This window comes from Rummeliibacillus sp. TYF005, assembly GCF_003844195.1.
Lineage (GTDB): Bacteria > Bacillota > Bacilli > Bacillales_A > Planococcaceae > Rummeliibacillus.
Genome location: NZ_ML122575.1, coordinates 13,653 through 34,201 on the forward strand (window position 1 = coordinate 13,653; position 20,549 = coordinate 34,201).

Consider the following 20,549-nt stretch of genomic DNA (forward strand, 5'->3'; position numbering starts at 1 on the left):
TTAACTACTTCACTGAATGGATTTTCGTATTTATAAAACTTTGCCTAAAAATGACTTAGTACGTTCGTTTTGTGTATTTCCGAACACTTCTTCAGGATGACCTTCTTCTACAATATAGCCACCATCCATGAAAACAACCCGATCAGCTACTTCACGAGCAAATCCTATTTCATGTGTTACGATCACCATTGTCATTCCTTCATCGGCTAACTGTTTCATAACATCCAAAACTTCTTTCACCATTTCTGGATCTAGAGCAGATGTTGGTTCATCAAATAGCATAACTTTCGGTTTCATGGCAAGGGCACGTGCAATAGCCACACGTTGTTGTTGACCACCAGAAAGTTGTTCGGGATAGTTGTAGGCCTTTTCTTGAAGTCCTACTTTATCTAATAACTCTAATGCTAATTTCTCTGCATCTTTTTTTGCCATTTTACGAACTTGTATCGGAGCCATTGTAATGTTATCGATAACAGTCATATGCGGGAATAGATTAAACTGTTGAAAAACCATTCCTACTTCTGTACGGATTTCATTGATATCGGTTTTTGGATCATTTACCTTTACATCGCCAATAAAAACTTCACCATCAGAAATTTCTTCAAGCAAATTAATACATCTCAAAAACGTACTTTTCCCTGATCCAGAAGGCCCAATGACACATACTACTTCTTTCTCTTTTACTTCATAATCGATACCTTTTAAAACTTCCAGGTTACCATAATTTTTGTGTAAATTTTTAATCTTGATCATGCCGCAACCTGCCCTTCATCTTTGTTTTGCGAATGACCCTTTTTACCAGTGTTTTTCTTTCTAGGATTGAAGTTATTGCTAAATCTTTTTTCAATAAAAGCAATAATTTTCGTCAAGACAAAAGTTAGGATTAGATATAGAGCTGCAGCAGCTATATATGGCTCCCAAATTTTAAAAGTTGCTCCTGCTACAACTTTACTTGCATATAAAATATCATTAGCTGCAATCACAGTTACAAGTGATGAGTCTTTTAAAAGTGCGATTAGCTCGTTTCCTAATGGCGGTATCATTCGACGAAATGCTTGGGGCAAAATCACTTTGATCATTGCCTTATTTTTCGTTAAACCAAGAGAACGAGCTGCCTCCATTTGTCCTTTATCAATTGACTCTATACCTGCACGCATAATTTCTGCAATATATGCCCCACTATTTAATATAAGTGTAATAATTCCCGATACCATAAAGCCATAAGACTGACCAAAAATAGAAGGAATCAGAGCTAAATGGATGATTAAAATTTGAACAAGCATCGGTGTGCCGCGAAATAAATCTACATATAATTTCGCTGGCCAATAAATCCACTTTCTTTTTGACGTTTTACCAAGACCTAATAAGATTCCCAGTATAAGACCACCTAAATAACCACAAATGGTTAAAGAAATGGTTACCCAGATACCATGTAAAAATATCTCACGATAATTCCAGATAATATCCCAGCGCATATCAAAGAAGTTCATCTGGATACCTCCAATTATTTAAGTTCTTGGCCTGTAATTTCAGCTAGTTTACCATTTTCTTTTATTTTCTTAAGACCATCATTTAATACCTCTAGTACTTCTTTATTACCTTTTTTCACCATAAATCCATAATATTCTTTTTCAAAAGCATCGTCCTCGATTGTTTTCAATTTTGCATTTGGATTATTTTTCAAATATTCGTGTATAACGGCATTATCACCAATTGCAGCATCGACTGATCCATTAATAACTTCTTGGTATGCAAGTGGTTGATTTTCGTAAGCTTTGATTTTAGAACTTGATTTTCCTAATATTTTTTTTGCGGCTATATGCCCTGTTGTGTTAATTTGAACGGCAATTTTTTTATCTTTTAAATCCTCAATAGATTTTATTTTTGAGTCTTTTTTAACAACAATTAATTGAGTTGCTTCGAAATAAGGATCTGTAAAATCATATGATTCTTTACGTTCTTTTGTAATTGTAATACCTGATGCACCTAAATCGATTTCACCATTTGTTACTTGTTGGAAAACTGGTTCCCAACCAATATTTTTAACCTCAAAATTTTTGCCTGTTTCATCGCCAATAGCATTTAAAATATCTACATCAATCCCAACAACTTTACCGTTGTCATCCATCGATTCGAACGGTGCAAATGTAGCTTCTGTTCCTGCTACTAGTTTATCTTTTGCTCCTGATTCATCACCTGAACTCGATTCTTTTGGATCCGAACCACATGCTGTTAATACCATTGATACTGCAAGCGCTGATACGATCATCGATAATAATTTCTTTCTCTTTTTCATTAAATAACCCCCTAGATGTTAATATTTTTTGAAATATCCCCAATATTTAATAACTATTTCTAGTTAAATTTCATTATATAAAATTAAGAATATTAAAACAATATTAATTTTTCTATAAAATATTATAGAATAAATATACTATGATATTCATAAAAATACAATAATAATTTTATGATTTTTATAAATTTTGTCTACAAATTATCCTGGTTATGTAAGCTCATCAAGTTCTCATCAGATTGGATGTCTTTTTCAGTAAAATCACCTTTTTGTTATTATTTTATTTGAGTTTCTTCTATATTAATAGTTTTACTTTTTTCTAATTTTCCACCTTTTATATTTTAGCTATAAAAGATTTTTATTTACATTCTTATGTTAAATAGAAGAAATCCGATTTTATGCTTTTATTTTTCTAAAAATGGGACAATATAAAGTGAAACTTTATTTAGGAAGGTTCATTTTCAACTAGAAATCTTTATTCAAAAGAATTAAAACATAACATGAAGGAGTGAACATCATATGAAAAGAAATAATATACTAGGGGCGTTTATACTGACTTGTGTTCTTACACTTAGTATGACTATTCCAAGTTTTACTGCTACAGCACAAGACCATGTATTAACATCCGAAAAAAATTCAAACCTTGATGCTGCTACTCAGCAAAAAGTGAAAACCGTTCTAAACAAGTTGGATGAAGATTTAACGAAATTGGGTGTTACAGTACCCAAAAAGCCTCATTGTGAAATGTTCGAAAAGTTAGATGATCAAACGAAAGAAAAAGTTAAAGAAATAATGAAACAAATGAAGGAAGGTAAGATTACAAAAGAAGAGGGATTAGCTCAATTAAAAAAATTAGGCATCACTTTACCGAAACATCATCCAAAAGTTGATCAATTCTCAAAATTGGATGACAACACCAAAGCTAAAGTCAAAGAAATTTTCCAGAAAGTAAAAAACGGGACTATTGCCAAAGAGGAAGCCGATCGACAATTAAAAGCTTTAGGCATTACTTTACCGAAGAACCATCCTAGTGAGAAAATTAAAAAACTAGATGATGCTACAAAAGCAAAAGCGCGGAATCTCATCGAAAACGCTAAGGTTGAAATCAATAAATTAGGGGCAGATTTCCCTTCTAGAAAATACAATTTCATTTTAAGATGATTCTTTACCCATATGAGCACTAAACTCATATGGGTATTTTTAGGATACAATCCCAATTACTATATCCCTCTCCTATTCCGTTTTTTTCTTGATAAAGCGTTGAATTTCTACATAACCTCCAAAATAGATACTTATTTACTATATAATTTCATCTAACAAAAATAATTACATCGCACTGACTTTTGTCTAATAACGAAGAATATCAGGTAATATTTTACCAATTAATAAATAATTTACACTAAATTAACAGTTTTAATGCTATATTCTAGGAGAGAATCAATCTCAAAATTTGTAAAAGAATGGGTGGTATATTTGATATTTAATGGGAAATTCCAAGGCTTTAAGGTTTTATCTAGTGCACTTGCAATTAGTCTGTTAGCATCAACTTTTATATCTTTTGATGCAGAAGCTAGCAAAGCTCCTAAAAGTAAAGTCCAATCACAAGTAAAACTGCGAATAATGGAAACTACAGATATTCACACGAATTTACTTGACTTTGATTATTACAAAAATAGTGAAGCACCAAAATTGGGCTTGGCAAAAACGGCTACACTTGTTAAAAAAGCAAGATCTGAAGTAAAAAACTCCGTTCTGGTAGATAACGGGGACCTCATTCAAGGAACACCGCTTGGAACGTATAAAGCAAAAATTAAACCTTTAAAGGATAAAGAAGTACATCCAGCCATAAAAGCGATGAATATTATGGATTACGATATTGCAACATTCGGAAACCATGAATTCAACTATGGTCTAAAATATCTAGATGAAGTATATGATGATGCTGATTTTCCAGTTGTAAACGCAAATGTATATGTGGATGACCACGACAAAAATCCAAAGAATGATAAGAATAAATACACACCTTATAAAATCATCAAGAAGAAAGTAAAAGATGAATCAGGAAAAACTAATACCATTAAAATAGGCTACATAGGCTTTGTTCCCCCACAAATCAACGAATGGGATAAAGCAAACCTTGATGGCAAAGTGATTACAAAAGACATTATTGAAACAGCTAAAAAGTATGTACCTACTATGAGAAAAAAAGGTGCTGATGTCGTTATCGCTCTTGCCCACTCTGGATTTAATGGTTCAAAAGCAAATACAGAAGACACAGTATACTCTTTGACTAAAGTGCCTGGAATAGACGCGATTACTTTCTCACATACTCATAAAGTTTTCCCCGCCAAAGACATTGCAAGTTTAGATGCTTTGTTCAAAGACGCGAATGGTCAACCACTTCCTGGTGTTGACAACAAAAAAGGAACTATTAACGGTGTTCCTGCTGTACAAGCTGGCTACGGCGGTGGCTCATTAGGTATTATTGATCTTTCCTTAAAGAAAGTGAATGGAAAATGGTCAGTTTCTACTTCTAAGTCTTCCACAAGAGAGATTGATACTGTAAAACCTGATGCAAAAATCGTAAAAGCGGTGAATGCTACACATGATAAAACATTAAGTTATGTGAATACGCCAATCGGCAAAACGACTGATGATATTTATAGCTACTTTGCAGTTGTTCAAGATGACCCATCAATTCAAGTAGTAACAAATGCACAAAAATGGTATGTCGAAAACTATATTAAACTAAACAAACCTGAACTAAAGAATTTACCTATATTATCAGTAGGCGCACCATTTAAAGCTGGGCGTAATGGTGTAGAAGAGTACACTGAGATCAAAAAAGGTGATTTAACGATCCGTAGTGCTGGTGATCTATATCTCTATGACAACACTTTAAAAGCTGTGAAAATTAAAGGTTCTGTCGTAAAAGAGTGGATTGAAATGTCTGCAGGTCAATTTAATACAATTGATCCAAATAAAACAGATAAACAAGAGTTACTTAATCCAGATTTCCGAGTATATAACTTTGATGTTATTGACGGCATTGAATACCAAATTGATGTGACAAAACCAGCTAAATACTCAACGACTGGAGCATTAGAAAATCCAAATTCAAGTCGTGTTATTAATCTAAAATATAACGGAAAACCAATCGATCCAAATCAGGAATTTGTAGTTGTTACAAATAATTATCGTGCTGGTGGTGGTGGTAACTTCCCAGGACTTAAAGGCAGTGAGTTAGTTGTAGATTCTGCAGATGAAAACCGCCAAATTTTGATGGATTACATTTCAGAACAAAACGAAATTACACCAACAGCTGATCAAAACTGGTCCCTTGCTCCAATCAATGCCGATGTCAATGTAACGTTCACAACTTCTCCAAAAGCTGAACAATATATTAAAAACGGAAGCCCATTCTATTACACAGGTAAAACAGATTCAAAAGGCTTCGGTATTTTTAATATAAATTTAAAAAATAAAGATAATAGTAGTGACCCAGTTAAAGTTCAACTATTGGGTGTAAATGATTTACATGGTCAACTTGATACAATTACTAAGCTTGGAAATTTAAATACAGGAAGTATGGAATATACTACTGCAGCATTAAGAAAAGAAGAAGCTACTAATCCAAATACACTTATCTTACATTCTGGAGACATGATTGGTGGTAGCCCATTAATTTCGGCACTTTTCCAAGATGAACCAACAATTGAAGTATTAGAATCAATTGGCTTTGACGCAGGAACATTTGGTAATCATGAGTTTGATGAAGGAATTGATGAACTAAAACGAATGATCAAAGGTGGCGACCATCCAAACGGTACACCTGGTTATGACGGGATGAATTTTCCACAAGTTGCTGCAAATGCATATGACACTCGTGACGGAAAACTAATCACAGATCCTTATACAATTCTTACTTCTGGTGGTCAAAAAATTGGTGTTATTGGTGTAGTTACACAAGAAACGCCTTCTATGATTGTCCAAAAAGGAAATGAAACGCTGAAATTCACAGATGAAGTAGAAGCGATTAATAAATACACGGAAGAATTGAAGAAAAAAGGAATCAAATCAATCGTAATTCTTGCACACAATCCTGCTTCACAAACAGGCTATACAGATGCATTTGATGCAAGTAAGATTGCAGAACAAATTGATGATGAGGTAGATGTTATTTTCTCAGCACATAATCATGTTAAAGTAAATCGTGTAGTAGATAACAAATTAATCGTCCAAGCATACTCATACGGCTCTGCTTTCTCTGATGTAGAGGTCGAAATTGATCCAAAGACAGGCGATATTATTAACAAATCTGCGGAGATTAAAACAGTATACCAAAACGACTACACACCAGATCCACAAGTATCCGCGATTATGAAAAAGTACGCGGATAAAGCTGAACCGATTAAAGCACAGGAAGTTGGTGCTTCAACAACATTCCTTGAAAAAGGATATCCAACTGTTACAAGGAAAAACAGTGATATAGCTTTAGGAAATTTAATCGCTGATGGTATGAAAAATGCTATGAATGCAGATTTTGCCTTAATGAATGGCGGTGGAGTGCGCGCTCCATTAAATGCTGGTAAAGTTACTTTCGGCGACTTATTTGCCATTCAACCATTTGGCAATGTTCTTAATAAAGTTAAACTCAGTGGCGCGGACTTACGCGTTATACTAGATGAACAAATTACTGCAAGAGGTCTTGATTATCATGTTTCTGGCTTCAAATACACTTACACGTATGACGATACAACAAAAGCCGGAAAAGTAGTCGATATTATTTTGCCAGACGGCAGTAAAATTGACCCAACAAAAGAATACACAGTTGTCGTAAACAACTATATGTATGGTAATATCGATACTAGTTTTGGTGCACTTTCTAAAGACATGGAAGTTGGACCAACTGACTTAGATGCAACAGTTGAATTTGTAAAAACATTATCTTCTCCATTCGAGTATAAAGTGGAAGGAAGAATTCAACGAGTAAATTAATATTTTAGATTAAGAGATTTAAAGGCCGAGGCTGTTCCATTACGGGATAGCCTTTTTTGCAACAATATGTATTTCAATGCGTCTTTCAATCCTGTTGAATTAGAAAAGCTGCCTTGTTCTATACAAAGGCAGCTTTCAGGCATTCAATGCTAATCACGAGATGAAATTTTATATTTCCATCCCTACTTCTTCAAAGGTTGGCATGTTTTTCATCATGCTACATGCTGCATCGATGATTGGAAAAGCTAATGCTGCTCCAGAACCTTCACCTAGACACATATCCATTTTGAGCATTGGTTCTTTGCCTAGTAGTTCACTAGCTTTTTTACCACCTGGCTCATCTGTTGCGTGAGATGTGATGAGATAATCCTTCACTTTCGGTTCAATCGTTGTGGCGATAAGTGCGGAAGCTGTTGAAATATAGCCATCAACGACTACTGGTACTCGATTGGCAGCTGCTGCAAGCATAACCCCTGCCATACCACCAATTTCTAATCCTCCAACTTTTGCTAGTATATCGATTGCATCAGTTGAATCTGGTTGATTTGTTGCAATGGCATTTCGAATCACTTCTATTTTACGGGCTAAACCGCCATGTCCGAGACCTGCCCCTCTACCTGTAATTTCTTTTGGATCACAACCCGCCAATACCGATAATATAGCAGTACTTGGTGTTGTATTACTAATACCCATTTCACCTGTTCCTAACAAATTCACCCCATTTTGAATTTCTGCATTGGCAATTTCAATCCCTACTTCTAATGATTGAATGGCTTCTTCTTTTGTCATAGCTGGCCCTTTTGTAAAATTGGCAGTACCTCTTCTAATTTTACGATTAATCACGCCAGCATCAGTAGGAAGATCTACTTTTACACCAACATCGACTGTGACAATTTTTGCGTTTGATACTTTTGCAATGGTTCCTACCCCTGTTATTCCTTTAGCAATATTCAGCGTTTGCGCAAATGTAACTTCTTGAGGATTGCTTGTAACGCCTTCTTCGTACACACCGTGATCAGCAGCCATTACAATGATTGCTTTTTGATCAATTGCTGGAAAAAGCTCTCCTGTAATCCCCGATAATTGGACAGCGATACTTTCTAATTTGCCAAGACTTTTGGGTGGTTTGATCAAATTATCCACTCTTTGTCTTGCCTTTGCCATCATGTCTCCATCCAGGTCTTTAATTTTTCCAACAGTTTGCTGTAGCAAGTTCATTTTTCATCTCTCCCTAATAAAATTAAAAGCCTGCAGTTTATTTGTATTACAAATAAACCGCAGACTTTTCCATCATCTGTGTCAACAAGTATCAAGGCAGGTCTCCTGGCTCAGGGTCTACATTTGAATAGGCCTTCCCAGACATTGTCCAGTGGCATTTCCATTCAAACTTTCCTCTACAGTGGTGGGTCCGCTGAAGCTTTTCACTTCATTCCCTATTCTCCTTTTGTCAAAGGCACCTTGTACTTTTATTGAATTTTCTATCATTATGATACTCGTTGAACGTTGGTAAATCAATATATTTTATAAAATACTATGTTATCCGACTTGTAATTTAGTAACCTTTTTTAGTCAGAAGCCAGCAATAATACAATGGCAATCCTTTTTTAAGCAATTTTCGGCTGCATATCAAATGGCATTTTGTGATCTTGTTTTTAAAGGTTTTATATCATACATAAAAACATCTGCTGCTATCAGTAAACGGCCAATATATACATATACTCCGCAGACAATTTGTTATTTTTTCATATAAATTACTCATAGAGTATGACGTCTAAATAAAGCTTATAATAACTTAAGACAAACTGTAAATATTCTTGAGAACAATACCAAAATCAAGAAAGCTACTACATTTAATTATTACCATTAAATGTAGCAGCCTTTTATTTCAATATAACGATTATATCTAGAACTTATTACTCTTCATCTGCTAGTGTTAGTACTATACGACCGTTAATCTTACCATTTTCCATCTTATTGAACACATCATTGATATCTTCAAGTTTTGCTGTTTCAATAATGGCGCGTACTTTTCCTCGTGCGGCAAAATCAAGTGCTTCTTGCATATCTTTTCTTGTCCCAACAATTGATCCTTTTACTGTAACACCATTGAGAACTGTATTGAAAATTGGAATTGGGAGCTCCTCATTTGGCAACCCAACAACTACTAAACAGCCCCCGCGTTTTACTGATTCATAAGCTTGTTCAAAGGCTTTTTTTGTTACAGCTACGCTAATTGCAGCTTGTACACCACCTAATTGTTCTTGAATGGCTTGTACAGGATCTTCTTTTAAACCATTAATGACAATGTCTGCCCCTAATTCTTTTGCGAGTTTTGACTTATCATCGCTAATATCTATAGCCACTACATTGAGTCCCATTGCTTTCGCGTATTGTAATGCAATGTGCCCTAGTCCACCGATCCCGTAAATTGCAACCCATTCTCCTGGCTTTGCACCTGAAACTTTTAATGCTTTGTATGTTGTTACACCTGCACATAAAATGGGAGCGATTTCAATTGGGTCTACGTTGTCAGGAATTCTCGCTACATAATCTGCGGGTGCTTTACAATATTCTGCATATCCACCATCCACAGAGTATCCACCATTTAGTTGATTTGGACATAATGTTTCTTTACCATCTATACAATACTCACATTCTCCGCATGCAGAATATAACCACGGAATTCCTACTCGATCACCAACATTAATCGATTTAACACCTTTAGCTACTTCAACGACAACCCCTACCCCTTCATGCCCTGGGATTAATGGTAATTTTGGTTTTACAGGCCAGTCCCCATGTGCTGCGTGTAAATCTGTATGACATACACCACAAGCTTCAATTTTCACTAAAACTTCTCCCTCTTCTAATTGAGGTTTCGAAACTTCTTTAATCTCCAACTCTTTTGAAAACGCATTCACAATTGCAGCTTTCACGATCTTCCACTCCTTTCGCTTTTCAGTTATATATATGATGGTAGATGCTGTGACTATTCCTTATATATTATTTGATATACTTTCTAGTAATATATATAATTTACATAAAATAGAATTAATTGGAATAATCTTATGAATGGACGGCAGCATGAAATTTTAAAGCTTTAAATGAAAGTTTTACGTCACTAAAAAATGCATATTACAAATCTAGTCCGAGGAGTGAAAAAATGAAAGTTATTAAGGTATCTCCAAATATTTATAAAATTGAAACTTGGTTTATGTTTAAAATGAGTGCTTGGATTGTAACAGTTGAAGATGGTGTATACATTGTGGATACAGGAATGTCTTTTATGGGGAAAAAGATTTTAGAAGAAGCGGAGAAGTTGGGTAACCTAAAAGCTATTCTATTAACGCACGGCCATTCTGACCATGTCGGTGGATTGAAAAAAATCCTAGAAATAAAAAATGTTCCTGTATTTTCCCATGAAGCTGATATTAAATACATGGAAGGAAAGGAACCTTTCCCTGGTAGGAAAAAAGCGCAATCCCTTGTGCAACCAGGTGTTGTACAACCATTAGAAATAACAAATGGAAACTTACAGGATATTGATGATCTAACCCCTATCCACACTCCAGGTCATTCTCCAGGTCATGTAGTGTACTATCATAAAAAGGATCAGGTTTTGATCAGTGGCGATTTATTCACCTCAAAAAATGGTCAACTCCGAAAACCAATGGCTATGTTTACTTCTAATATGGATGAAGCTATAAAAAGTAGTTATGTTATTGAAGATTTGAAACCTAATATTGTAAGCATTTGTCATGGTAATGACGTAAAAGAGCCCTATAAACAAATGAAAAACTATCTGGCTACTTATTCATAAGTAGCCTTCTAGATTTTTAGTTTCAGTACTCACTCTTACTGAATGTTCTATTTTTTCTCATCGAGATAAAATCATAAAAGCATTAATAAATAAACGAATTTAGTTGGAAAATAATCGAGTAGGAGGGAGTAATTAACTCCCGACCTCTCACACCACCGTACGTACGGTTCCGTATACGGCGGTTCAATCTTTTAAGTATCTGTGCTCATAGAGTGAGGTGATGTCTTTTAATCCCCACTTTGTGAGCTTTTCTTTTGTTATTGCTCGATGGATGGTTTCACTACAAGATATTCGCCAATATCCCTTTCGGGAATTAGCTAGTTTCATCGCTTCATTGTGGTCAATTCCATATTTTCGAAGCATCTTGTATCTTGTATGTGGTTTCTTCCACCTCTTCCAAATTAATTGTCGGAGTCTATGATTTAACCATTCTTGAGTATTTCTTATGAATGTTTTCATGTAAGAGATACCGTAATAGTTAATCCATCCCGTTGTCATTTGATTAATCTTTTTAACGATATCCACGAATGTTCCGGGTTGTTTTCGGTTTGTTAATTTCTTCAATTTCCCTTTAAATCGTTGTTTTGCCGACTTGCTTGGTCGGCAACCAACTTTCCCATGTGATTTTGTATGTTGAACCCAAGGAAAGTAGCGGATGTTGCACCACCGATTTTACTTTTCTTCTGATTAATTACCAGACGTAAATCTTTTTCTATATATTTGGTGACACTCTCCATAACTCTTTCACCGGCTCGCTTGCTTTTCACATAAATAACAAAATCATCTGCGTATCTTATGAAACGATGTCCTCGTTTTTCTAATTCTCTGTCTAGCTTATTTAAGTAGACATTTGCTAGAATTGGAGATAGAGGACCCCCTTGGGGTGCTCCTTCTGATGTTTCAATATAGATATCTTTATCCAATATGCCTGAGCGCAAGAATTTCCAGATTAGTTTTAGAACAATTTTGTCTGTTATGAATTCTTCTAAATATGCTCTTAGTCTTTGGTGATGGATAGTATCAAAGTAGCTTTTCAAATCACAGTCAACTACTACTCGATAACCTTCTTCATAGTAACGTTCTGCTTGTTTGATTGCTTGATGTGCACTTCTTCCTTTTCGGAAACCAAAACTTTTCTCCGAGAAGTAAGGGTCAATGATTGGTTCAATGACTTGAAGAATTGCTTGTTGCACTACTCTATCTAGTACACAAGGGATTCCTAAATACCTTTTAGACCCATCGGGTTTGGGAATGGCAACTCTTTTGACTGGTTGAGGTTGATAAGAGCCATCTTTTAGTTTTTCTTTGAGTGGTTTGTAGTATTTCTTCATATGTGACTTTAAGTGCGTCACTGTAATACCATCAACTCCAGGTGCACCATTGTTATGTTTCACTTTCTTATATGCACTCCAAAGATTATTGTTTGTGATGACTTTATCAATCAAGTTGATACCATCTTGTTCTTTCATATCTATGTCGATATCCCTGTGCGCTCCTATTTACTCTTCAGTTTCCAACTTATCCATCCATAGGTAGCCATCTTTTGGTCTTTACCACGATGTTGGCTGCAGTTAATCGGGATATCTACACCTCCTTGTTTTCCAAGATTTAAAATTGTTCGGCCCTTCATTCTAAGAACTACTATGACCTCTGCTGACTTCTCATGATTCATCAAATTATCGCTAATTCAATTGTTATTTATATAACCCTCATGAGACCTCCCCGGGTAAGAGTGGTTACCTTCTTCTCATGTAACTGCTATATTTACTGTATGGAGTTCGGACAGTATTGGACTTTGTTTTGTTAAGCAAACTCGTCCATTCCAATTCAGCCTTGTATATAGTTTCTGTTCGTCAGTTCGAGAATTTGCGTCCGGCTTCCTTCAGATTCCACGTCACCATGGACACCCTTGCCCTTCGCTAACAGTTCCTACTGCCAAGCCTGTAGTGGACTTTCACCACCAAGTAATCACCCATGCCGGGCGCACTTAAAAACAACTGCTTTCCTTTAAAAATAAGGAAAGCAGTTGCTCTTTCATAAAGAGATTTTAATATTTTCTTCCGCTCATTGTACCAATCGTCCTTTACTAATAGTGCCCCACGTTTTTTGAGGTATGAGTCTTACTACAATAGTGTGGGATAAACCTAAAATCTACTTATAAATCCTTTTCGAGCTTGTTCTAAAATTTTTTCTTCACAAGGATCACACCAAAATTTTTTCTCTCGATTTACTTTATATTCACGATACTTCTTTGTTCCTTCTAATAGCTTAAATTTTTCTTTACAGATCATGCAAGTAGTTGTATAAAATATCATTGATATATCCCCCTTTTTTACATATTTTCACGTAATTCCTTTTCTATTATTTCTTTTATTTTTTTATTTCCTTTGACTCCAACAGGAAAAACATTATTTTCTTCTGAATATAAAAGTTTAAATAATACTCCATTCTTCAATTCGATTTCTAAAAAGATGGGGTCATCTTTATAGTCAACATTCCTTTTTACTTTTAAATTTCCCCATTCTTTGATAAATTGGCTCGTTGATGCTGATGAAAAAGTGTGCAATCTACTGTCATCTTCATTGCTTAGAAGATAAATATTTTTCACATAGTCTTTTAGTGGATATAAATCTTTAGCTGATTTAGCTTTTTTGTTTTGGTCTACGATAAATACTCGGTCCTCTGCAAATACCATGAAAGAGGCTGGATATCCCTTTACTTCATAAATAGGTGTTCCTATTTCAAGAAACGTTGCATCACCGTTTTTCAGCTTATGATCACTGCAAGCTTTACCCGCCATCTTAAAGCTAACTTCTCCTAATTTCTTTCCTTTTTCAACAACTAAATTGCTCTCTTCTTCAACTGAGTCTGACCAATGTTTATATTTTAGATCATTTATCTTCAAAACATCTATCCAGCTTATTTCCGCATCAGGACATTTGCCAATATGTCCAAATGGTGTGCTGCAAGAAGCTAGTATAGTAGTAATTATTATTAACAATATAGCATTTTTTAGTTTCACTTTTTCTCTCCCCCTTTTGTTCTGAAGTATTTATAAATAAATGTATTATCTAATAATTATGATAATTTTACCATAATTAGAAATTTTAAAAAATCGTTTTAACTTCCTGTATACTAAAATTTTTGAAACGAAACTAGTCTTTTTTACGTATAAGGATTATAGAAAGGGAGGCGACCTAGATGGAAAACAAAGGGTGTATTAAGTGCGGGAGTAGAAATGCAGAGAAGAAGGAAGTTGCGATGACTGGAACTGGTTTGTCTAAAATGTTTGACATTCAGCACAATCAGTTTATCGTTGTCTACTGTAGGGATTGTGGCTATTCTGAGTTTTATAATAAAAAATCTTCGACTGGATCGAATATACTTGATTTATTCTTTGGTTAATCAGTGAAAAATGGGGTGCAAGTTCGATACTTGAGTTGGATCTTGCACCATTGTCAATCTTTGAACACAGTAAGAAGTGGATAAAATAATGAATCAATCATCATCTCTGAACAATTCTTTTAGGACTAGCTCAGGCGCTTCTATAAAACGTTTCGTTAAAATATAGTGCATTGTTTCCTCGTATCTTATCATTTCTATTTTTGCATGATCAAAATTATAGATTGTAGCATTTGGATAACCAAGCAAAATTGGTGAATGGGTGGCAATAATAAATTGCGATTCGTTTTCTAGGTCTTTGATGATCTTCATAAGACTTAGTTGCCTTAATGGCGAAAGGGCTGCTTCTGGTTCGTCCAATAAGTAGATTGCTTTTCCTCCAAATGAATTCATAAACAGTGAAAGGTACGATTCACCATGGGATTGGTGATGCAGCGATTTTCCTCCATAAGCAGCATATTTATTTGGATCTTCTAATGCATCAATGTAACTTGCAAAATGATAGAAAGTTTCCGCGCGAAGAAAAAAGCCCCTATTTACTTTAGGACTCCAAGATAAGCGAATATAATCCCCCAATACTGACTCGGCTTTAGCGACTTCAAAAAGATTATTTCTACTTCCACCAGCCACGTTAAATTCACATTTATCCGCAATCGCTTCTAATAGTGTCGATTTCCCAGTTCCATTTTCTCCTACAAAGAACGTTACATTACTCCGAAAATCAAGAGATTCAAAATTCTCTACCCATGGAATATTAAAAGGATAATTAGAAGAATCTAATACCTGATTTTTTAAATACGAAACTCGTTTTAGATACACCTATTCTCCTCCTTTCGTTTTATAATAATCCTTTTTTTGTATCTTTATGAAAATTAAGTTTAAATGAAATTAAGTAACCTGTATAGTCTTTTTCAAAAATTTGAGAATGGTTGGCAAATCGTTTTCAACATTATTTTCTATTATAATTTTGTACGACAAAATGTCCCGTAATGTTAGTTAACTACGGGACATTTTAGTTTTGATGATGATATTAGGTTACACTACTTAAGCTTTGATAAGATTTTCAGCCATTTTAGATAATGCCATAGCATTACTGCTTAGTTCTTGCATAGTAGCTGAGATTTCTTCAATCGATGATGCTTGGCTATCAGTTACTGTATTGATCTCTGAGAAAGAATGATCTAGTTGTTTAATGGAATCATTTATTTCTTGAATAATCACATCAATTTTAGCTACATTTTCTTTTGAGTTAAGTGCTAGTTTTCTAATTTCACTTGCTACAACGGAGAATCCTTTTCCATATTCGCCAGCTCTAGCTGCTTCGATTGACGCATTTAAACCAAGTAAATTACTTTGGTCTGAAAGATTCTTAACTGTTACAGAGATTTGTTTGATTTCTCCTGAGTTTGCAGTTACTGTTTTTAATTGGTCCGATACGTCTCCCATTTGGTTGGCGAGATTCGTTACAGAATTGGCAATTTCATTGATAGAAGCTGAAGTTTGTTCTGTGATAGCCGAAAGACTTTCAGCTACTTCGGACAATTGGTTGGCAGATGCTAAGCTTGTGCCAAGTCCGATTCCTCCAACGACTTTACCTGTATGGTCTTGAATAGGAATCGCTCTAGCTACTAAAGGAAATCCAAATAATTCTTTAGGTACAATCATAGCAGTATCTTTGTTTAATCTAATTGCATCTGTTATAACGTCTCCCTCAACCAATGGATCACCAGGTTTAACATTTAGATTAAACGTATCTCCAGGTACATTGATAATGAGCTTTTCTGTATCATAAATACCAATTGTAATATCATCTTGGACTAATCGTTTTAAATAAGGTGCAACTTTTATAAATGCATCTAAAATTTCATTTCTTTCTTCTTTGTTTAAAAGCTCTTCTTCTAAAATATGACTCATCGTTATTCTCCCTATATCTCAAATTAGTATGGTAATATACGTTTTCCGAAGTTAACAGCGATCCATTTTAAAGTGGTAAATTCCTCTAAGCTCCATTCCCCATTTAAACGACCGATTCCTGATTGTTTTTCGCCACCAAATGCAACAATTGGCTCATCATTAATCGTAATATCATTTACGTGAATCATACCTGTATGAACTTTTTTGGCAAACTGAACACCTCTTTCAATATTTGAAGTGTGAACTGCGCCACTTAACCCAAACTTCGTATCATTTGCCATATGAATAGCTTCTTCCTCTGTATCAAATGGAGTAATTGAAATAACAGGTCCAAATAACTCTTCTTGTGCGACTTTCATATCAGGTGTTACGTCTATCAAAACGGTAGGTTCTACAAGATTGCCCACAGTGTTTCCTTTTAAAATGGCTTTGGCTCCATCTGCAATTGCACTGTCGATTAAATCATTTAAACCTTTTGCTTGGCGTTCATTGATCACTGGTCCAATGATTGTTGACGGATCTTGTGGATCCCCTACTTTTAGTTGCGATACTTTATCCACAAATTTCGTTAAAAATGCATCATATAGAGAACGATGTACGAATACTCTGTTTGCTGACATACAAATTTGACCTTGATGTGTAAAACGACTAAATACGGCTGCATTGACTGCATAATCTAAATCTGCATCATCTAAAACGATGAAAGGACTATTGCCACCAAGTTCTAATAATGGTTTTTTAAAGTTTTGAATCGCTAATTGACCAATATGACTACCTACTTTTGTAGAACCAGTAAAGGAAATAATTCTTGGAATTGGGTGCTCAACAAAACTATCCCCTATTTCACTTATATCTGTTACGACAACATTCAGTAAACCTTTAGGAATACCTGCTTCCTCAAAAATCTTCGCTATTAATGTACCACCCATAATTGGTGTATTTTCATGTGGCTTTAATACAACACCGTTACCAGCTCCTAATGCGGGAGCAACTGATTTCATAGTAAGGAAGAATGGGAAGTTAAATGGACTAATAACACCAACAACTCCTGCTGGAATACGATAAAGGCGATTTTCTACATCATCAATAGTTGAAGGTAAAATCTTTCCTTCCATTCTTATTGGGAAAGTAGCAGCCTCTTTAATAATATTTTTGACTAGGCCTATTTCAAATGCTGCTTTTAAACGCGTTCCACCCAATTCTTCGATAATAATTTTTGTTATTTCTTCTTCATTTGCTTCAATATAGTTCACTGCATTTTCTAAAATTGTCCGTTTTTGATAAGGGTTGACCTGATCCCATTCTTCTTTTGCATTCTTTGCGGCTTGGTAAGCTAAATCTATGTCTTCCACATTCGCCATTTTATATGTACCAATAACTTCACCATTATATGGATTAGAATTGATTAATTTATTTGTACTTTTACCATCTCTCCACTCACCTGCAATATATTGTTTCTCGAAAATATCTTTTGATAACATAAGTAATTCCTCCTAAAATAAACTTCTCTATTACCATCGACTAAATTCGCTATTTTTCAACAAAAAACGGTATATTTCTATGCTATTAGTTTTACAAGATATAATACGACAAATATTTTTTAAAATAAAAACTCCAATCAACTTAATGATCAGAGCTGAATTTTTATCATTTTACAAAAAAACTAGAGACTGTTCCCAAGTTATTGGTACCAATCCCTAGTGAATTATCTTATTTATTTTTACGTTCTTGCGCATATTGTGCTGTTGCTGTGAAGACGACATCTGAAGATGAATTCAATGCTGTTTCGCAAGAATCTTGGATTACCCCAATGATAAAACCAATACCAACAACTTGCATAGCGATATCATTTGGAATACCAAATAAGCTACATGCTAATGGTATTAATAGTAATGAACCACCCGCAACACCAGAAGCACCTGCTGCAGAAATGGCTGCCACCACCATTAAAATAATTGAAGTTGGAATATCTACATGAATATTTAATGTTTGGGCTGCTGCTAAAGTTAAGACAGAAATAGTAACTGCTGCTCCTGCCATATTAACAGTCGCGCCTAACGGAATAGATACTGCATACGTATCACGATCCAATCCTAGTTTTTCGCAAAGTTTAATATTCACCGGAATATTTGCTGCAGAACTACGAGTAAAGAACGCTGTAATCCCACTTTCCTTTAGTGAAGTCAAAACAAGTGGATAAGGATTGCGACGTGTTGCTACAAAAACGATTAATGGGTTAACCACTAATGCGATAAAGAGCATAGATCCTACTAAAATGATTAACAGTCTTCCATATTCTAATAGTGAAGACAGACCGTTTGTTACAATCGCATCGAATACAATACCAATAATACCAAACGGTGCTAGATTAATAACCCATTGTACTACCTTAGAAATGGCATCAGAAAAGTTAACTAATACCCCTTTTGTTGTTTCACTAGCTTGTTTTAATGCTACACCTAATACAATAGCCCAAGCTAAAATACCAATATAATTTGCATTCATCAATGCATCTACCGGATTTGCAACTACATTTTGTAGAAGTGTTTGAAGAACTTCCCAAACACTACCTGGTGGTTTTAAATCACCTGAACTTTCCTTCAATGTAAGGTGAACCGGGAAGATGGCAGTTACAATAACTGCTACAGTTCCTGCCAAAAATGTACCAATTGCATAAAGAATAATGATAGTAGACATATTTGTCTTTTTACCACTTTTATGACCAGCAATAGCATTCATCACAAGTAATAATACTAATATTGGTGCAACTGCTTTTAGTGCTCCTACAAATAAAGTACCTAGAATAGGAACCCACGATGCTTTTGGAAATACTAAAGCTACAATAACGCCGACAATAATACCGATAATAATACGAGTTACGAGACTAATAGCATTCCATTTACTAATTAGTTTTTTCATACTGTTACCCCTTTTTCTTGTGCTTCTAATGCAAAAAACATGATGTCTTTCCACCCAAGAAAACACTTTGTTTTTGTATAAAATACATTCTATCATGAAATATTAGAATTGTGACATAATTTTTTAAATTTATGTTCTTTTTATATCTTATTTAATTTGATAGAAAATATGGAATATTTGTATATTAAGGGGCTTTTTTTATTAGAATTGTTCGTTTTTACCGATGCATTCCTTTAGTATTTTTTATTAAAACCTAAAAAATTATTCTAATTATGTAAAAATAAGGGTAAAATATATTATGGATAAATTAAATGTGAAAGGAGTTGCTAGCAGATTAAATTTCTAAAAATTTTTTATCCTATACTTATGTTATTTTTACTCATAGGATGTTCTACTAAAGCAAAGGAAAAAGATGATTTGAAGTGGTTTAATAGTGAAGAAAAAGCGATAGAGTATGGATTGCAAAATGAAAAGATTAAAGAAAGTGATATATTAGAAATATTAGATTTGAATGGTGAAAGATTTGTCGTTTTTAAATTCAAAGTATCTGAAGGAGAAGGTATCAACGTCGCACAAATTGCTAAAAAGAAGAAAAAATATAGTTGGTACACGATTACAAATAGAATTGTCGTCAAATCGAAGCAAGGAAGCTTAGATGCAAAAATTGAGGTAGAAAGTAAAAAGGGGCAACAATTTAAACTGTATACCGGGGTTGAAAAAAATCCAGAAAAGCCTGATGTAATAATCGAAGATGAAGGGATAACTCCTATTGTCGATCAAGAAACGGGATTATATTATGCAATTAAAAGCTTGAAATAAATCCGTTTATCGTATTTCGAACCTTCCATCTTTTTGGAACGAGAATTAGTTGTTACTTAGGATTGCTTTTGACAACTCTGGACTCTCTTTTGCACAACTCAGGCTTCCTTTTGCACAACTCGGGCTCCCTTTTGCACAACTCAAACTCCCTTTTGCACAACTCAGTTCCTTTTGCACAACTCGGACTCTCTTTTGCACAACTCAAACTTCCTTTTGCACAACTCAAACTTCCTTTTGCACAACTCAGGCTTCCTTTTGCACAACTCAAACTTCCTTTTGCACAACTCAGTTCCTTTTGCACAACTCAGTTCCTTTTGCACAACTCAGGCTTCCTTTTGCACAACTCAGGCGATTAAGTCCATATAATTGTGTAAAAAGAAAAAG

19 protein-coding genes and 1 riboswitch are annotated in these 20,549 nt (G+C 34.7%); of the genes, 5 read left to right on the plus strand and 14 right to left on the minus strand.

Features of this window, described 5'->3' with window-relative positions:
- Window positions 1-30: 30 nt before the first annotated feature.
- Genes CW357_RS14455 through CW357_RS14465 form a run of 3 tightly spaced genes read right to left on the minus strand, consistent with a single transcriptional unit; the run spans window position 31 to window position 2,296 of the window.
- The gene (locus CW357_RS14455) at window positions 31-753 is read right to left on the minus strand and encodes an amino acid ABC transporter ATP-binding protein (protein ID WP_124218402.1); all 723 of its coding nucleotides are present in this window, start codon (window positions 751-753) and stop codon (window positions 31-33) included.
- Complete coding sequence (locus CW357_RS14460; RefSeq protein ID WP_124218403.1) at window positions 750-1,490, minus strand: amino acid ABC transporter permease; 741 nt, start codon at window positions 1,488-1,490, stop codon at window positions 750-752. The genes CW357_RS14455 and CW357_RS14460 overlap by 4 nt, the downstream gene beginning before the upstream one ends.
- A 14-nt stretch (window positions 1,491-1,504) precedes the next feature.
- On the minus strand, window positions 1,505-2,296 hold the full coding sequence (locus CW357_RS14465) for a basic amino acid ABC transporter substrate-binding protein (protein ID WP_124218404.1): 792 nt from the start codon (window positions 2,294-2,296) through the stop codon (window positions 1,505-1,507).
- 516 nt (window positions 2,297-2,812) lie between these two features.
- On the opposite strand from CW357_RS14465, the gene CW357_RS14470 reads away from it, so the two are divergent.
- Window positions 2,813-3,454, plus strand: a complete 642-nt coding sequence (locus CW357_RS14470) for a hypothetical protein (RefSeq protein WP_124218405.1) — start codon at window positions 2,813-2,815, stop codon at window positions 3,452-3,454.
- A gap of 390 nt (window positions 3,455-3,844) precedes the next feature.
- A complete protein-coding gene (locus CW357_RS14475; RefSeq protein ID WP_371684265.1) occupies window positions 3,845-7,291 on the plus strand; it encodes a bifunctional 2',3'-cyclic-nucleotide 2'-phosphodiesterase/3'-nucleotidase in 3,447 nt (1,148 codons plus the stop codon).
- A 168-nt stretch (window positions 7,292-7,459) separates the two neighbouring features.
- On the opposite strand, the gene cobT is transcribed toward CW357_RS14475, so the two are convergent.
- Together cobT and adhP are read right to left on the minus strand one after the other, a co-directional pair.
- Window positions 7,460-8,509, minus strand: a complete 1,050-nt coding sequence (gene cobT / locus CW357_RS14480; protein ID WP_124218407.1) for a nicotinate-nucleotide--dimethylbenzimidazole phosphoribosyltransferase — start codon at window positions 8,507-8,509, stop codon at window positions 7,460-7,462.
- A 77-nt stretch (window positions 8,510-8,586) separates the two neighbouring features.
- Window positions 8,587-8,767, minus strand: a riboswitch (cobalamin riboswitch).
- 437 nt (window positions 8,768-9,204) lie between these two features.
- Window positions 9,205-10,227 carry an alcohol dehydrogenase AdhP gene (adhP, locus tag CW357_RS14485; RefSeq protein ID WP_119417197.1) on the minus strand — a complete coding sequence of 341 codons (1,023 nt, stop codon included), beginning with the start codon at window positions 10,225-10,227 and terminating at the stop codon, window positions 9,205-9,207.
- Between the two features lie 227 nt (window positions 10,228-10,454).
- Here adhP and CW357_RS14490 point away from each other — a divergent pair, with 227 nt between their 5' ends.
- Complete coding sequence (locus tag CW357_RS14490) at window positions 10,455-11,111, plus strand: MBL fold metallo-hydrolase (protein ID WP_124218408.1); 657 nt, start codon at window positions 10,455-10,457, stop codon at window positions 11,109-11,111.
- 183 nt (window positions 11,112-11,294) lie between these two features.
- On the opposite strand, the gene CW357_RS18645 is transcribed toward CW357_RS14490, so the two are convergent.
- The 5 genes from CW357_RS18645 to CW357_RS14505 form a co-directional block, all read right to left on the minus strand.
- Window positions 11,295-11,675 carry a group II intron maturase-specific domain-containing protein gene (locus tag CW357_RS18645; protein WP_233548172.1) on the minus strand — a complete coding sequence of 127 codons (381 nt, stop codon included), beginning with the start codon at window positions 11,673-11,675 and terminating at the stop codon, window positions 11,295-11,297.
- On the minus strand, window positions 11,672-12,580 hold the full coding sequence (gene ltrA, locus CW357_RS14500; protein WP_124218410.1) for a group II intron reverse transcriptase/maturase: 909 nt from the start codon (window positions 12,578-12,580) through the stop codon (window positions 11,672-11,674). Before ltrA ends, CW357_RS18645 begins: the two co-directional genes overlap by 4 nt.
- A gap of 26 nt (window positions 12,581-12,606) precedes the next feature.
- Window positions 12,607-12,741, minus strand: coding sequence for a hypothetical protein (locus tag CW357_RS18775; protein ID WP_255416339.1), 135 nt, complete (start codon window positions 12,739-12,741; stop codon window positions 12,607-12,609).
- A gap of 514 nt (window positions 12,742-13,255) precedes the next feature.
- Complete coding sequence (locus tag CW357_RS18315) at window positions 13,256-13,426, minus strand: hypothetical protein (RefSeq protein WP_158582417.1); 171 nt, start codon at window positions 13,424-13,426, stop codon at window positions 13,256-13,258.
- Between the two features lie 17 nt (window positions 13,427-13,443).
- Complete coding sequence (locus CW357_RS14505; RefSeq protein WP_124218411.1) at window positions 13,444-14,133, minus strand: hypothetical protein; 690 nt, start codon at window positions 14,131-14,133, stop codon at window positions 13,444-13,446.
- A gap of 179 nt (window positions 14,134-14,312) precedes the next feature.
- Here CW357_RS14505 and CW357_RS14510 point away from each other — a divergent pair, with 179 nt between their 5' ends.
- Entirely contained in the window at window positions 14,313-14,516 is a 204-nt protein-coding gene (locus CW357_RS14510; protein ID WP_119416753.1) for a zinc ribbon domain-containing protein, read from the plus strand.
- A 93-nt stretch (window positions 14,517-14,609) separates the two neighbouring features.
- On the opposite strand, the gene CW357_RS14515 is transcribed toward CW357_RS14510, so the two are convergent.
- The 4 genes from CW357_RS14515 to sstT form a co-directional block, all read right to left on the minus strand.
- Window positions 14,610-15,332 carry an AAA family ATPase gene (locus CW357_RS14515; RefSeq protein ID WP_124218412.1) on the minus strand — a complete coding sequence of 241 codons (723 nt, stop codon included), beginning with the start codon at window positions 15,330-15,332 and terminating at the stop codon, window positions 14,610-14,612.
- A gap of 225 nt (window positions 15,333-15,557) precedes the next feature.
- Window positions 15,558-16,427, minus strand: a complete 870-nt coding sequence (locus CW357_RS18800) for a methyl-accepting chemotaxis protein (RefSeq protein ID WP_119416751.1) — start codon at window positions 16,425-16,427, stop codon at window positions 15,558-15,560.
- A 23-nt stretch (window positions 16,428-16,450) separates the two neighbouring features.
- Window positions 16,451-17,908, minus strand: a complete 1,458-nt coding sequence (locus CW357_RS14525; RefSeq protein ID WP_124218413.1) for a benzaldehyde dehydrogenase — start codon at window positions 17,906-17,908, stop codon at window positions 16,451-16,453.
- Window positions 17,909-18,137: 229 nt separating this feature from the next.
- Complete coding sequence (sstT, locus tag CW357_RS14530) at window positions 18,138-19,346, minus strand: serine/threonine transporter SstT (protein WP_124218414.1); 1,209 nt, start codon at window positions 19,344-19,346, stop codon at window positions 18,138-18,140.
- Between the two features lie 417 nt (window positions 19,347-19,763).
- Between sstT and CW357_RS14535 the strand changes: the two genes are divergently transcribed.
- Complete coding sequence (locus tag CW357_RS14535; RefSeq protein WP_164489613.1) at window positions 19,764-20,165, plus strand: hypothetical protein; 402 nt, start codon at window positions 19,764-19,766, stop codon at window positions 20,163-20,165.
- Window positions 20,166-20,549: the final 384 nt, after the last annotated feature.